Origin of the sequence: Colwellia sp. BRX10-1 (assembly GCF_014077545.1) — a bacterium.
GTDB lineage: Bacteria > Pseudomonadota > Gammaproteobacteria > Enterobacterales > Alteromonadaceae > Colwellia_A.
In genome coordinates this window covers 21277-36051 of sequence record NZ_JACGWC010000032.1, presented here as the reverse complement: position 1 = coordinate 36051, position 14775 = coordinate 21277, and the positions used below count along the sequence as shown (strand labels likewise).

Below are 14775 nucleotides of genomic sequence, written 5' to 3'. Positions count from 1 at the left end.
CAAACAAAAAGAAGAAGAACAAAAAATCGCAGAACAAGCGACGGCTGATGCAAAAGCTAAGCGCTTAAAAGAAGAAATAGCAGCCAAAAAAGCCGATGATTTACTCAAGAAAAAAGCAGCAGAGCGTAAACGTAAAGAGCAAGAAGCTCAAGAGCGTGCTCGACAGCAAGAAATGTTAGAGCAACAAATGGCTGAAGAAATGGCGGTTAGACAACAAGCCCGATATCAGCAAACAATGAGTGAGGTTGGTCGGTTTACCGCCCTTATAAGGCAAACCATTCAAGGAAACTTGATCACCGACCGCAGCACTATGGAAGGTAAGTCTTGTAAATTAACCATAAGTCTTGCACCATCAGGTTTTGTAACCAACGTTGTTATTGGCAAAGGGGACCAAGTAGTTTGTAGCGCTTCAAAGACGGCTATTTATAAAGCAGGGACATTACCTGTGTCTAAAGACCCCGAAGTATTTAAAGAAATGCGTACGATTAGCCTAACAGTGGTGCCTGAATTTTAATGGTTCAGTTTATATTCAATGAAAAATAACCCATGACTGAGAAAATAGTAAAATATATGAATAAATTTAAAGTAGCCTTCATTTTCTTTATCGTACTGATTTCAAATAGTGCATTTGCAACGCTTGAGATTGTCATTACCGAGGGTATTGATAGCGCTAGACCTATCGCTGTTGTACCTTTTAAATGGACAGGACTAGAGCCACTCCCAGAAAATATATCGTCTATTATTGGTGAAGACTTATTGCGCAGCGGTAAATTTAACCCGATAAAAAATAATCGTTTTCCACAAACACCATTTTCTGATCAAGACATTGATTATTCAGCTTGGGCAAATGAGGGCGTTGAAGCGGTTGTTGTTGGAGAAATTAATCAAATAGGTATTAGTCGTTACAAAATAAGCTACCAGCTGGTTGATGTTATTCGCGGGCAAATCACCGGTGGACAATCGCAAATGCTAAGCAATGGAGAATTGGTTCAAACTTCTGATCATATTTATGCTGAGGGTGCTTTTGAGATTAATGCTGACCAATTTCGTCGTTATGGACATCACATCAGTAATGTTATTTATGAAAAGTTAACCGGCAGTAAAGGTGCATTTTTAACCAAAATTGCTTATGTGATAGTGCGAGACCAAGGTGAATTTCCTTTTCAGTTAGTGATGGCTGATTATGACGGTGTTAATGAGCACGTTTTGTTGAGTTCTAAAGAGCCGTTAATGTCACCTTCATGGCATCCAAGTGGCAATCAGTTAGCGTACTCGACATTTGAGAATAACCAACAAAAAATATATATTATAGATATTTATACCGGAAAGCGTACTATGATCAGCGATCACCCTGGTATAAATAGTGCGCCACGTTGGTCACCCGATGGTAATCAACTTGCGATGATGTTATCTAAAGATGGCAATTCAGAGCTCTATGTTATGGAAGTAGCAACAAGAAAACTACGTCGTATCACCCGTCATCGAGCGATAGATGCAGAGCCAAGTTGGAGCCCTGATGGAAAATCATTAGTATTTAGTTCAGAACGGGGTGGTAAACCTCAGCTTTATCGCGTAAATTTAGTCGATGGTCGTGTTAAACGACTCACCTTTGATGGTGAAATGAACCTTGGTGGTTCAATTACACCTGACGGTCGCCAACTAATTATGGTGAACAGAACACGAGGGAATTATCATTTAGCTAAACAAGAGTTGGCGTCAGGAATTTTTCAAGTTCTGACTAAAACACGTTTAGATGAGTCGCCGAGCATAGCTCCAAATGGTGGCATGATAATCTACAGTACTTTACACAATAATAGGCAAGTGCTTAGTTTAGTATCTGTAGATGGAAGATTTAAAGCGCGCTTACCCGCGGCTGATGGTGAAGTAAAAGCACCTGCTTGGTCACCATTTTTATAAAAAATTAAACATTAATTTAAAACATAACTTTAGAAAAATAAGGACAATTATAATGCGTTTGAATAAAACTGTGAAAGCTCTTGCGATTGCTTTGCCAATTTTGGCTTTATCTGCTTGTAGTTCAAATTCAGAAACTGATGAACAAAGCAATGTAGCGACTAATGCTCAAGAGTCTTCAGTAATTGAAAATAATACTGCTGATGTTCAAGTAAGCGCCGTACAACGTGCCGCTGAAATTGAAGAGCAACAACGTCAAGCATTAGAAAAACTTCGTGCTGAGCACATCGTTTATTTTGATTTTGACACCTCTACAGTTAGCACTGAATTTTCTGCTATTTTAGATGCACATGCTAAATTTTTAAACAAAAGCTCAAGCATGAAAGTTTTAGTTGAAGGTCATGCCGATGAACGTGGTACGCCTGAATACAACATTGCTTTAGGCGAACGTCGTGCCAAAGCGGTAGTAACTTATTTAGAAAATATGGGTGTTTCATCTGCACAGCTAAGTGTTGTTAGCTACGGTGAAGAAAAGCCAATGATTAAAGACCGTAGTGAAAACGCATTTGCTAAAAATCGTCGTGCGGTATTAGTTTACTAATCAAGGATAGAAATGAAACTGAATAAATTTTTATTCGGGATGTCCTTTGCTGTTACTACCCTTGCGGTAGTGGCAGCAGAATCTGCTCCCGTTATAGATATAACCAAGACGGGTGCAATTAAAAGTAGCCCTTCGCAATACAATTCTTCAGTACCAGAGACAATGGCTGAGAAGTTGGTTAATCTTGAACGTAAACTTGATGCTCGTAATCGTGCCCAAGTCAAGGTGCAGCGACAGCTTGATGAACTTCAAAATGAAGTGAATGAATTACGTGGTGTTACTGAATTACATACTCATCAGCTTAGTCAAGTTTTGAATCGACAGCGTGAGTTATATCAAGAGCTTGACCGTAGGGTAACAGAAGCATTAAAACCTGAGAATAACGTTCCTGCGGCGATTATAGCCCCAGCAAAAGCCTCTTCAGACGCTTCAATAAATTATTCAACGAATTTAACTGAAAACCAAGCATATGACAGCGCGGTAAATTTAGTTTTAAAAGACAAACAATACGATAAAGCGATCCCTGAATTTCAAGCGTTTAATCGAAAGTTCCCAAATTCTAGTTATGCACCCAACGCACATTATTGGTTAGGACAGCTATTATTTAATAAAACTGAATACACCAAAGCAAAAAATGAATTTAATTTAGTGGTTGAACAATACCTCGACTCAAACAAGCGAAGCGATGCAATGTTGAAGTTGGCGATGGTTGAACAAAAGCTAAATAATAACGCAGCAGCAAAAATTTGGTATCAGAAAGTTCTCGCACAATACCCAGATTCAAGTGCGGCTCAACTAGCAAAACCTAGGTTAGAAAATTTATAACCAATAAAAGCGACGATAACTTACACTAACTGCCTTCTTTTTATGCAAGTAGTCAATTAATAAGAAATAAGTTGAATTTAAGGTTGCACTAAAAAAAATTATGAGTATTATATGCGTCGCGTTGAGGCACTAGTGCAACGCAGTGTGAATTAGCACTTATGTCGGCCGTTAGCTCAGTTGGTAGAGCAGTTGGCTTTTAACCAATTTGTCGAAGGTTCAAATCCTTCACGGCCGACCACTTCTTTATAATGTTTATTTCTTATAAAGAAAAAGAAGCACCTTGTAAGATTCGAAATTCATTTCGAAAAAAAGAAAATATGGCGGCCGTTAGCTCAGTTGGTAGAGCAGTTGGCTTTTAACCAATTTGTCGAAGGTTCAAATCCTTCACGGCCGACCAACTTCTTTCTTAACAAGTACAATGCAATATTAGTATATTAGTGATTTTTGCATTAGTTGATGATGATTCTCAACACCACAGTTTATATGTCGGCCGTTAGCTCAGTTGGTAGAGCAGTTGGCTTTTAACCAATTTGTCGAAGGTTCAAATCCTTCACGGCCGACCACTTCTAAAATAGTTAATTTCCAAATTTATAAGTCAGATAGCAAACAACAAAAAGCCGAGGCTTTTAACAGTTAAGCCGATTAGCTCGAAGGTTAAAATCCCTCACGGCCGACCACTTCTTTCTTAACAAGTTCAATGCAAAATTAGCATGTTAGTGATTTTTGCATTAGTTGATGATGATTATCAACACCACAGTTTATATGTCGGCCGTTAGCTCAGTTGGTAGAGCAGTTGGCTTTTAACCAATTTGTCGAAGGTTCAAATCCTTCACGGCCGACCACTTCTTAATTCTTAAGTCAGATAGTACAAATACCAAAGCCGAGGCTTTTAACCGTTAAGCCGATTAACTCGAAGGTTTAAACCCTTCACGGCCGACCACTTCTAAAATAATTATTTCTAAATTTATAAGTCAGATAGTACAAAAACTAAAGCTGAGGCTTTTAACCGTTAAGCCGATTAACTCGAAGGTTTAACCCCTTCACGGCCGACCACTTCTTAAATAGTTAATTTCTAAATTTATAAGTCAGGTAGTACAAAAACTAAAGCTGAGGCTTTTAACCGTTAAGCCGGTTGATTCCAAGGGGCAAATCTTTTATGGCCAAACACTGCTTAAAGTAAGTCCTTAAGATAAACGCTTAACTTCAAGACGATCCTTAATTAATATCTTATTCAAAAGCTACATGCTCAATAAAATACCATCCTGTATTATCTTGTTTTAATCTTTAATAGTTAAAAGTCTTATACACATCGCGATATCTATATCGTATAATTGCGTGGTATTTAAAGAGATAATCAGAGATAAATAATGTCGCAAAGTAATTTAGCCGTAGAATTTGATTTTCAATTTCCAGCGAAACCAGCTCCACTTTCAGATAATGAACGTAGCCAGTATAAAGATCGTATTAAAACTTTATTGAAAGAGAAAAATGCGGTACTTATTGCTCATTATTATACCGATCCCGAAATTCAGGCTTTAGCTGAAGAAACGGGTGGCTGTGTCGCCGACTCTTTAGAAATGGCGCGCTTTGGCAACAATCATCCAGCAACAACGTTAATTATTGCTGGTGTTCGTTTTATGGGCGAAACCGCGAAAGTATTGACGCCTGAAAAGACCGTGGTTATGCCAACACTCGAAGCAACCTGTTCATTAGACTTGGGCTGTCCTATTGAAGAGTTCTCTGCTTTTTGTGATCAGCACCCTGACCGAACTGTTGTTGTGTATGCGAATACTTCAACTGCGGTAAAAGCTAGAGCGGATTGGATCGTTACCTCTTCTTGTGCATTAGAAATTATTGAACACCTTGATGAGCAAGGTGAAAAAATTCTTTGGGGACCTGACCGTCATTTAGGCGCATACATTCAAAAGCAAACGGGTGCCGAAATGTTAATGTGGCAGGGTGCTTGTATCGTTCATGATGAATTTAAAAGCAAAGCGTTAAAGGATATGAAGGCTTTGCATCCAGATGCTGCCATTTTGGTGCACCCAGAGTCTCCTGCAGATGTTATTGAGCTTGCTGATGCTGTTGGTTCAACCAGCCAGCTAATTAAAGCTGCTCAAGTGATGCCCAATAAAAAGTTTATCGTCGCAACAGACCGTGGTATTTTCTATAAAATGCAGCAGTTATGCCCAGATAAAGAATTCTTTGAGGCACCAACCGCGGGGGAAGGCGCAACCTGTAAAAGTTGTGCCCATTGCCCATGGATGGCAATGAACGGTTTAAAAGAGATAGAAGAAGCATTGCTTAATCCATTAGGCAGAGAAGTGTTTGTAGACATGAAACTTCGCGATGGTGCATTGCAGTCATTGGATCGCATGCTAACGTTCAACAAAGCTTTAGCCAGTAAATAACCATTAAGGTGATTTTTTGCTGGTAAAGTAATCAGTTGGCCTCTTTTTATTAAAATTAAGTTGTGTTGGCTATTAAATTTACCTACCATAGCGCAACTTTATTTTATGGCATGTCTATAAGTTTAAAGTGTTTACAAAGTTATTTTTTACGCAGTCGATTCTCTGAGTAGCGAGTCAAGACTTGTTTTAAAATGTCTTTAATAGATAAAATTAGCATGCTAATCCATCTCAATAAAAATTAGCCTGTTAGTGAAAAAATTGGTGAGCTGGCCGAGTGGCTGAAGGCGCACGCCTGGAAAGCGTGTAAAGGTTTATCCCTTTCGAGAGTTCGAATCTCTCGCTCACCGCCACATTTTATAGCTAAGCCTCTGTTTTGCAGGGGCTTTTTTATGTCCATTGCTTTCTGAACCGTCAGGAAGACCGTCAAATACTCACGTTACAATAAAAATATACCTGATATAAAATTAATCGAACCTGTTCTTCGAACAGAACCCCATAACTTTATATCAGGTTGCAGGTAAAGTAGACAATCACATGAGTTGTGCCACCAAATTTCATCAGAACTGCCAATCATTATCATCTAACACTGTCACCTAACAATATTTACTGTGACCACTGCATAACAGTAGGTTTGCCACTAATATTATATATGGTCTCTTTGGTGTGCATTAAGACATTGGCTACAAATAAATTGCCATATATTTTCTTATGCTTTTTGCACACTTTCACCCGAGAATACGAGATAAAAACATGCTTCCTTCAAAAACTCATTAAAGGAAAATATTAAACGCTTGATATACTGAGAATTTAAAGGTAAATTTTATTTCTATTATAAAAATTTAGACTGTTAATTTCCTGTAGAAAAACAGGTTTTTGCCCGTCTAATAAGCCGTTAGGTATTCAGGATGAAGTATTTTATTTCCGGCAAAGTCCTCCCAGAAAGAGCCGCTGTTCAGTTTAGCGAAATAGCAATGGATATGAAGCAACACGGTTATTTAAAAATCACGTGTGATGCTGGGCAATTAAATGCAATATTAGATACCTCAATTAATGACATTGTAAGTGCAAAATTAACGGTTGAGCATAATGCTCAAATGATTGTTAGTGCTTTAGGTTTCTCTTTAAATTGTGGCTACTCAGTAGAGATTATCACAGTGTTTAGTTCTGATGAACAAGACAAGGGTATAGTGTTTGGTGTTAAAGCTGATACAAAAAATGAATTTGAACAACCTAAAGTATTTCAAGATTCTTTATTGTATTCTGGTAAGAATGTTTACTTCAGAATGGCTTTACGAGATTACATGAGAGCTATCACTGATACTATGGATTGTGCTTTTTATTGTTATAGAGCATTAGAAGCAATAACCAAATCATATAGTACAGGGCAAGGATCCAAAGGTTGGTTGGATTTGCATAAAGACCTTGGTACTAACCGTGAAGATGTCGATAAAAAGATAACAAGTTTTGCTAATCCTGTAAGGCATGGACGTTGGGCGGAAGCAAAAAGCACTACAAGTGAACAGCGTATGGAAATGCTTTCTTATACCCAGAGTATTCTGTTAAAATTTCTAGCAAAGAATACTTAAGCAATTAAGCAGGACAAATAACAGTTGGCTATTTACTCCGTCGTCGCTTATTTTAACTAACTATTATTTGCCTCTTAGTGGGGTGTCGGTATTACAAGGAGAGTTGAAGCATGAAATCACTGCTATTTTTTATATTAACTATTATTCAATTTAATGTGTCTGCTGGGGAAATATCCAAAGTATTTGGTAATGGGGTTTTTGATACTATTTGGGGGCAATCGGTAGATGATATTAAGAAAGTATTTCCGTCTGCCAAAGAAGAGCATTATGGTGATATTACTCAGCTAGTCGTTGAAGATAATCGTAAAGTTTTAGGTTTAAATCGAGATAAAAATTCAAAAATTAATTTTTCCTTTGATTCTGAAAAAAGATTGAATGGTGTCGCAGTCTATTTTAACGGTGACCAGTTTTCTTTATTACTAGTTAAGTTAAATACATTATTTGGTGAATACGTTAAACAAGGAACTACCGGCGTTACTTATATGCAGTGGAAACAGGATAACTCTGTAACGATAACTTTATCTGCCATACCCTCCTCGTATAGTATGGATACAATTTTTTCAATTGGTTATTACGGCTTAGATAAACCCGATGTATCAAAAGACGAGTTGGGTTTTTAAGTAATACCTAAAGAAATTAAACAAGGACAAAAAAAAGTTGGTTTTTGCTCCTTCGTAGCTTATTTTAACAAACTATTTTATTGCCTCGTAACGAGATTTTAGCAATACCTCAATCATTGAATAAAGTAATAAGGATGTTATGAATTCATTATCTAAATTAACAATAATGTTGTTTCTATTGATTCTCACTGGGTGTGCCTCTGTTACTGGATTCCATCAACCAGCTAAAAACGAACAGAGTGTCAATAAGCTCATTACATATAAATATGATGATTTTGAAAAGACAGGTTGGCTATCTACTGCAAAATACTTAGGTGAATTTGATAATGGATATAACGGTGTCACTCACTCTTACAGAGCAAACTATGATTCAAAAAATAAATTAGTGTTTATTCAGCTTTATATGACGTTAATGGCTTCTGACTGGTACTTCATCAATAATGTTCTTGATACAAAAGGAACAAAATTTGACTTTGTAAAAATTGATCGAGAAGTTATCTCGGGTGGTACAGTACACGAAACTTTTGGTATAACAATTACCAAAAACCAGTTAGAGGTATTTGCCAAAAAGGACCTTCTTTTAAAAGTAAGTGGAAAAAGACACTATGGTATTTTTACTCTGTCAAAACATCTTAGTGCCGCCTTTTTAGGTGCAATTAATGAACGTGGTTAAAGTATTGCTATAAGTCATTAAAGCAGGATAGATAACAGCTGGCTCTTAATGGGCCGTTATAAGGCAAGGAAGCATCGGAGTTATGGAAACACACTTTACCTTTAGTTCATCGAAAGGATTAATCGAATCAGCTGAGTATCTTCTTGAACATACAGAAGATAATGATGTCCTGTTCAACTCCAACAAGTATTCCTTTATATTAGTTGCCGCAGCCTCATTAGAAAGCTTGCTCAATGAGGGAATAATCTCTTGGGCTTTTCAATTATTTCCAAAAGGTGATCATAAACGTCATGCAACTGCATTTCTTTCAATGAATTTAGGGAAGAAGTTAGATGCATTAGGCTTCTTGTTATCATCAGGTAAGGTTATTACTGATAATGAAAGTCCAATTTACCAAACTTTAATTGGTTTAATAAAACTTAGAAATGAAGTTGCTCACAGCAAAGATTTCTATAAAGAAGCTGATCTTGATTATGGGGATATCGATGAAGATGGTGGTAGGAGTTTTAAGCTACCATATGACATATCAAAGTTATTGGATAATCATCCATTGAGTCTAAAGCAACATAAGTGTCATTTCATTGTTTCTTCATTAAAACATTTAGAATCAGTATTGAATAATGACATATTGCAAACCGAAACAGGGTTATTTAAAGCCATATAAAGCAGTCAAACGGACACAAACAGCTGGCTGTTTTTCCTCGCTATTTTAATCAATAATTTTTAGTCTGTTATTTGGGCTTTAACCCTTTTAAGCATAAAACGGAGATGTATCATGCTGAGCCATTCATTTGAAGACCTAGCACAAACTTTTAGAGTCCTTATCGAAGCTCAATTTAAATTAGGCCAATTAATTACTATAGATAGACCGGAAGCTGTCGGGAATATCGAAACGTCCGTAAACGCTATGCTGAATTCTTTTTCTAATCTATACGACCTAATGCAACAGGAACTTGATTCACCAGTTGATTGGTATGCAACCCCAGAGCTATGTGCAATACTTGCCATTCGGAATGCAAGACACCATAACAATGCTAACCGAATTAGAACTATTTATAATTATCATGTTCAGAATTCATCTTCTCCTACAGATACAACCAAATATTTTTATGTAAACTTCCCCACAAATCCAAATGAAGGAGGAGGTGGTTTCTTTGATGTTGGTATTTCTTGGGGGGATTTATCACTACTTTTAGATATGTCTAGAAGCCAATCTAGGTTAAGAAGTAGTGCAAGAGACTTGATTCGTGATTATCTCAATGCAGATCAATTTGAAGCTGATGCTGCAGCAGTTGGTTTAACCAACGAGGATATTTTTATAAACTTTGTGTCTTTGGCTATTAATGCAGGAATAGCTTTATTCCCATATATTAGTGATCATATACAGGCAGCCTCAACAGAGGCGACTGCATTTTTATCTCACTTTGAAAATGTAGCTCCTGCAATCACACAAAGTCACGATAGTGAAGAAATAGAATTTATGCTCCCAGCCTAAAAAAGGGTTAACAAGTTGCTTAAACGAACAAATAATAGTTGGCTATTTACTCCGTCGTCGCTTATTTTAACTAACTATTATTTGCCTCTTAGTGGCGTTAGGTGTTTATGGTCGGTCAAGAGGGCGGGCATTTTACGTAGTTATGGGTTCCGTTAGCAGCTAATATCAGCTTTTAGCAATTAGCTTAACCACGGGTCTAGAAGGTAGCTACTCATGCTGTAAGATATATCGCACATATACCCGTAGATATGAGAACCGCCAATAGCTAGTGTTAATAGTTAACGGTTAGTTTATCTAAGTGTATAGAGGGTTATCGATTACCAGACCGACAACTACGGGTTAGCATGTGACAGTAACTTCTAGTACAAGCATGACCCCATCTTTACCAGTAGTTAAGCGACCGTTAACAGCTGATATGCAAAGTAGTAAGTATAATTTTTTATTTTTTTTCATTAGCATTTGGCTTTTTAACACTACCCTTTACGCACCATTTCACAGAAGATTTCGCTTCATTAACTACTTACTGCATTCACTTGCTTCGCAAGCTCATTTGTTACGTAGGTTAATTTGCTCAATTTCTGCTCATGTTACGACAGGTCGTGTTAAGGGTTTACGGGTTGGCGGATACTAGCTGAATCTTCAAGTTTTTTTATTGAAAAATAACGGCTAATTAGGCATATCCCCAATTAAGTACATCAACCCACTCACACTCGCTATGTTGAAAAACGTCTACATTTTTTATCAAACATGTACTTCCTTTAGGCCATATAGGTAATGGAAGTCCCCCCCTAGTTACAATAGGGTGACAGTAAAAAGGAATAAAGTACTTTTAAAGTCATCTAGCGTAGTTATTTTAACGTACACCACTCAACACATAACTATTAAGTAGCAGAAACAAAAAAACACCAAACTTAACGAATGGTGCTTTCTGGTATTTAACTCTTTAGGTTATTGCTTTTTAAATCTAAGTGACGCTAGACCAATAATACCGAGGACGAAGATAGCTAGTGTTGATGGTTCTGGGACGTCAACAGCTCTTACTAAGACAATACTCTCCGCTGGAGTCCCAACAAACCCACCAACAGAGTTTCTTAAACTAATACTGTCAGCAGAATCACTGATAATATTGTTTCCTTCATAGTCTTTATAATTGACTTGCCCATCACTAATAAAAAAACTTGCCCAACTGCTATCTTCATTTTTTGCATAGCCCCAAGAGTAACCGATGTGACCATCTTGAATTTTGTTATTTAAAATTTGTTCATTATAGAAGACAGAAGTATCACCAAAAAGATCAATAAATGATTCGATTTTGGGGTTGTCGACTTGATTGAAATTAACTGTTTGTGGCGTTTGTGAGCTGGAGTTTAAAGTTATATTAAAATAATTATTAACTAAGTTTCTCAAATCAAATTCTGAAGCAATTTTCCAACCATAGTATTTATTATTGTCTTTATTAGTAATCTTCTCAGTCAAAAAACTCTCTGACATTCCATTTGTGCTAGTCCATGTCATCCACTGCATGTTAGTAGAAGTATCTGTTATAACATCATTATTTTTTATGAGTGTTGCATTAGCAATATTTAGAAGCATACTTAGCGAAACAAACAAGCAAATTGCAGATAATGTAATATATTTATTTTTCAATTAATTTCCCTTTTAATCCTTTTTCAATAAATTAAATATTATTATTGAGATTGTTTCTTTAATCTACGCGATGCCAAACCAATCATTCCTAATGCGAAGATGGCAAGGGTTGGTGGTTCAGGAACATTAACTACACTTAAAGATTTAACTCTTCCAAAGTAATCCGCTCTCAAGTCATTATCTCTATCGAAAAACCCCAGCCCAAATCCCCCATTAGCCAATAAATTTGAGCTGATGTCAAAATCTAAACTGCTGCCGTTAACCGTGTCAATGCCATCATACCCCAAAGTAAGGTGAAAAGAAGTTGTTAAACCTCCAACAGTATTATTATCACTTAGTCTAAGCGACTCCCCCTGGGAATAAGTATCTTCGGGTAAAACATCAGTTAGACCTGCCTCGCCCGACAGGACATTTTCGTATGACCAGTTCTTTTGAAAACCACCAATGGTTAACTCAACAGATTTAACTAAGGAACGATAAGAATAAGAAACGGCCATCACAGCGCCGAGTGTGCCATCTATCCACGTACTGGATGGTACAACGGTTTCTTCGAATTCAATAATTACAGAAAAACCACTACTAATATCATATTTATACTGGGCGCAGTCTTTAACTTCAGTTAAATCTAAAGAAAGGCAGTTTGGGGGAGAAGTAAAATCTGCTGAAACTTTAATTAACGTCGCATTTGCCGTATTCGCCAGTAAAATTAAGACGGTTATCGACGCTAATGTAGAAAGTTTTGTGAAAATATTTGTCATGAAGTAATTCCCTTTAATGCTTGTCCATTAATTTTGATAGGTGATTGTAAAATATAGACATTACAATCTTTGAATTTACACAGCAAAAAATACACCAAAATGAAAAACTTAAACAATATCAAAGGATTGTGGGTTTTACTAAATTTCTATTAAGACACTACTGTAAAGTAACCCGACACAAATAGCGTAATAACAGGTTGATTTTCATACAATAAATTTATTGCTGTATTGATAAATAGTTGATGTTATCCAAACTGATAGTTAAAAGAAGTCTGACTGCTCAAATTGGACAATTTATCGTTTTCTGGTTATACCGGACATACAAGTACAGATCCCTTAGGGAAGTGACTTGTATGTACTTCTAATAGAACATGTAAAGATCAGCTCAAACAATAGTAATCTTCAGTAACTATCAGTACTTTTTCTTTCTCAAGTTTCTCTCTAGCACGTTTGAAGGCTTTCTGTTTTGCCTGTACGTCTAACTTATCAGTATCAAGTAGTTGATATACTTCAGTACGCCAATCATCTACATGAATATAACTTTTCCCTGAAAGCAATGCGTTAGCTTTTATTTCTGATTCCGGTATTGGTATTCCTTTATCATCAATTAGTGCTGCTAAAGCATTTAACATACCTATTTCTCGACTGGAAAGTATAATCTTTCGTTTGGGCGCTTTACCATTACTTAACTCTAAAATAGCCGATTGAATTAGCCTTTCTCGCTCACCAACACATTAAAATATAACCCCATCTTATATTTACCTATCTTCCTATAAATTAATCTCCTCAATATTCATGCTGATATAGGTGATAAATTATTTATGTTTATTAGACTTTTGTTCAAAATTATTAGTAAGAGGATTGTAGATAAATCACCATTGTTTAGGTTACTATCTTTGAGTATATGTAATTTTCCTTAAAAAAAGAGCAATAAATAATGGAACATGAACAGCACTTAGCGTTACTTGGCGCGTCAGCCCAAGGTGATAAACAAGCGTTTTCGAAACTTTATCAAGCGACCAGTAAACAGCTCTATGCAGTCTGTCTAAAAATGTTATCTAGGAAAGAATTAGCCGAAGAAGCTCTGCAAGAGGCTTATGTCCGCATTTGGCATAACGCGTCTGAATATAGAACGGGTAAAGGCACAGTGTTGACTTGGATGGTCAGCATAGTGCGTTATCGCGCACTAGACATTTTACGTTATCATAAAATTAGAAAAGAGGATGAACTCATTGAGAATGAAAGTTTTGATCTTGATACTAGTGAGAAAATAAGTGATTCAGAACAACTCTTACTCGACAAATGTTTACAGCAGTTAGATCTTCAACAACGACAAGCTATTTATTTGGCCTACTTCAATGGCTGTTCTCATCAAGAGGTGGTTAAACACCTAAATAACCCTTTGGGTACAATTAAAAGCTGGATAAGACGTGGTCTTATGAGCTTACAGAGTTGCTTAACACCATGAATTATCAATCTGAAAACCTCAAAAACGCCCTTGCAGCAGAATATGTGCTGGGTACTCTACGTGGCCCTGCTCGTCAGCGCTTTCAAAAATTGATGATGCAATTTCCACTGATCAGTGATGCAACCCAAACATGGGAGCAGCACCTCAACGGCTTAGGGCAAAAAATTCCACCGGTTACCCCAGACATAGCTGTTTGGCTGCGTATCGAAGATCAATTAGGATTTGTAGCTGAGCCTATAAAAAGTAATGTTGTGGCAATAACTAAGTCTAAGCCTCGAGTTTGGCAAGGTATTGCGGGTTTAGCTTCAGCGGCTGCGATAGTACTTGCTGTGTTGTTATTTAGCTTTCAACCACCACTTCAGCCTGAGGTTCAACAACTTGCTTTAATGAGTAATGAACAAGCCGACTTATTATGGGCGCTAGAAATTGGTGCAGACACTATTAGCGTGCAAGCGACCAAGAAGTTAATCGCTAAGTCAGATGCTGATTATCAGTTATGGATAGTGGCAGCAGACGGTCGGCCTCCGATTTCTTTAGGCTTGCTACCTAAAAGTGGTAAGTTAGTTTTAAGTAAACCTCAGTTATTTGATCAGATTGAGATTGCGGCTTTAGCGGTTAGCTTAGAGCCATTAGGTGGTTCACCGAATGGTTCACCAACCACTGTCTTATATACTTCAGAACTGGTTATTCTTTAGTTACTCTTTAGCTTTTACTGCGAATATTAAAAAGCGAAACGACAGTTTCGTTTTTTTTTATCTGTTGTTTTATGCTGACAAA

General features: G+C 36.9%; 15 protein-coding genes and 5 tRNA genes. 17 read left to right on the top strand and 3 right to left on the bottom strand.

Features of this window, described 5'->3' with window-relative positions:
- The 15 genes from tolA to H4J75_RS17775 all read left to right on the top strand — a co-directional run.
- A partial coding sequence (tolA, locus tag H4J75_RS17845) for a cell envelope integrity protein TolA (protein ID WP_182222850.1) occupies positions 1 to 514 on the top strand: 514 nt, incomplete at its 5' end.
- 56 nt (positions 515 to 570) lie between these two features.
- Positions 571 to 1917: a Tol-Pal system beta propeller repeat protein TolB gene (tolB, locus tag H4J75_RS17840; RefSeq protein ID WP_182218105.1), complete on the top strand. Its 1347-nt coding sequence runs from the start codon at positions 571 to 573 to the stop codon at positions 1915 to 1917.
- A gap of 52 nt (positions 1918 to 1969) precedes the next feature.
- On the top strand, positions 1970 to 2515 hold the full coding sequence (pal, locus tag H4J75_RS17835) for a peptidoglycan-associated lipoprotein Pal (RefSeq protein WP_070376300.1): 546 nt from the start codon (positions 1970 to 1972) through the stop codon (positions 2513 to 2515).
- Between the two features lie 12 nt (positions 2516 to 2527).
- The gene (ybgF, locus tag H4J75_RS17830) at positions 2528 to 3340 is read left to right on the top strand and encodes a tol-pal system protein YbgF (protein WP_182218107.1); all 813 of its coding nucleotides are present in this window, start codon (positions 2528 to 2530) and stop codon (positions 3338 to 3340) included.
- A gap of 162 nt (positions 3341 to 3502) precedes the next feature.
- A tRNA-Lys gene (locus H4J75_RS17825) sits at positions 3503 to 3578 on the top strand.
- An 83-nt stretch (positions 3579 to 3661) separates the two neighbouring features.
- Positions 3662 to 3737 (top strand) — tRNA-Lys (locus tag H4J75_RS17820).
- Positions 3738 to 3827: 90 nt separating this feature from the next.
- Positions 3828 to 3903 (top strand) — tRNA-Lys (locus H4J75_RS17815).
- Between the two features lie 203 nt (positions 3904 to 4106).
- A tRNA-Lys gene (locus H4J75_RS17810) sits at positions 4107 to 4182 on the top strand.
- Positions 4183 to 4707: 525 nt separating this feature from the next.
- Complete coding sequence (gene nadA, locus H4J75_RS17805) at positions 4708 to 5751, top strand: quinolinate synthase NadA (RefSeq protein ID WP_182222849.1); 1044 nt, start codon at positions 4708 to 4710, stop codon at positions 5749 to 5751.
- 260 nt (positions 5752 to 6011) lie between these two features.
- Positions 6012 to 6101 (top strand) — tRNA-Ser (locus H4J75_RS17800).
- A gap of 555 nt (positions 6102 to 6656) precedes the next feature.
- Positions 6657 to 7337, top strand: a complete 681-nt coding sequence (locus tag H4J75_RS17795; RefSeq protein ID WP_182222848.1) for a hypothetical protein — start codon at positions 6657 to 6659, stop codon at positions 7335 to 7337.
- Positions 7338 to 7447: 110 nt separating this feature from the next.
- Positions 7448 to 7957 carry a hypothetical protein gene (locus tag H4J75_RS17790; protein ID WP_182222847.1) on the top strand — a complete coding sequence of 170 codons (510 nt, stop codon included), beginning with the start codon at positions 7448 to 7450 and terminating at the stop codon, positions 7955 to 7957.
- Positions 7958 to 8096: 139 nt separating this feature from the next.
- A complete protein-coding gene (locus H4J75_RS17785) occupies positions 8097 to 8630 on the top strand; it encodes a hypothetical protein (RefSeq protein ID WP_182222846.1) in 534 nt (177 codons plus the stop codon).
- An 82-nt stretch (positions 8631 to 8712) separates the two neighbouring features.
- Complete coding sequence (locus H4J75_RS17780) at positions 8713 to 9294, top strand: hypothetical protein (RefSeq protein ID WP_182222845.1); 582 nt, start codon at positions 8713 to 8715, stop codon at positions 9292 to 9294.
- A gap of 111 nt (positions 9295 to 9405) precedes the next feature.
- On the top strand, positions 9406 to 10125 hold the full coding sequence (locus H4J75_RS17775; protein WP_182222844.1) for a hypothetical protein: 720 nt from the start codon (positions 9406 to 9408) through the stop codon (positions 10123 to 10125).
- A gap of 948 nt (positions 10126 to 11073) precedes the next feature.
- Here H4J75_RS17775 and H4J75_RS20300 read toward each other — a convergent pair.
- From H4J75_RS20300 to H4J75_RS17760, 3 genes are all read right to left on the bottom strand, one after another.
- Positions 11074 to 11772: a PEP-CTERM sorting domain-containing protein gene (locus H4J75_RS20300; protein WP_259366426.1), complete on the bottom strand. Its 699-nt coding sequence runs from the start codon at positions 11770 to 11772 to the stop codon at positions 11074 to 11076.
- Positions 11773 to 11813: 41 nt separating this feature from the next.
- Complete coding sequence (locus tag H4J75_RS20295) at positions 11814 to 12530, bottom strand: PEP-CTERM sorting domain-containing protein (protein ID WP_259366425.1); 717 nt, start codon at positions 12528 to 12530, stop codon at positions 11814 to 11816.
- 380 nt (positions 12531 to 12910) lie between these two features.
- Positions 12911 to 13162: a hypothetical protein gene (locus H4J75_RS17760; RefSeq protein WP_182222843.1), complete on the bottom strand. Its 252-nt coding sequence runs from the start codon at positions 13160 to 13162 to the stop codon at positions 12911 to 12913.
- A 305-nt stretch (positions 13163 to 13467) separates the two neighbouring features.
- Between H4J75_RS17760 and H4J75_RS17755 the strand changes: the two genes are divergently transcribed.
- Complete coding sequence (locus H4J75_RS17755) at positions 13468 to 13998, top strand: sigma-70 family RNA polymerase sigma factor (RefSeq protein ID WP_182218111.1); 531 nt, start codon at positions 13468 to 13470, stop codon at positions 13996 to 13998.
- Positions 13995 to 14693 carry an anti-sigma factor domain-containing protein gene (locus H4J75_RS17750; protein WP_182222842.1) on the top strand — a complete coding sequence of 233 codons (699 nt, stop codon included), beginning with the start codon at positions 13995 to 13997 and terminating at the stop codon, positions 14691 to 14693. Before H4J75_RS17755 ends, H4J75_RS17750 begins: the two co-directional genes overlap by 4 nt.
- Positions 14694 to 14775: the final 82 nt, after the last annotated feature.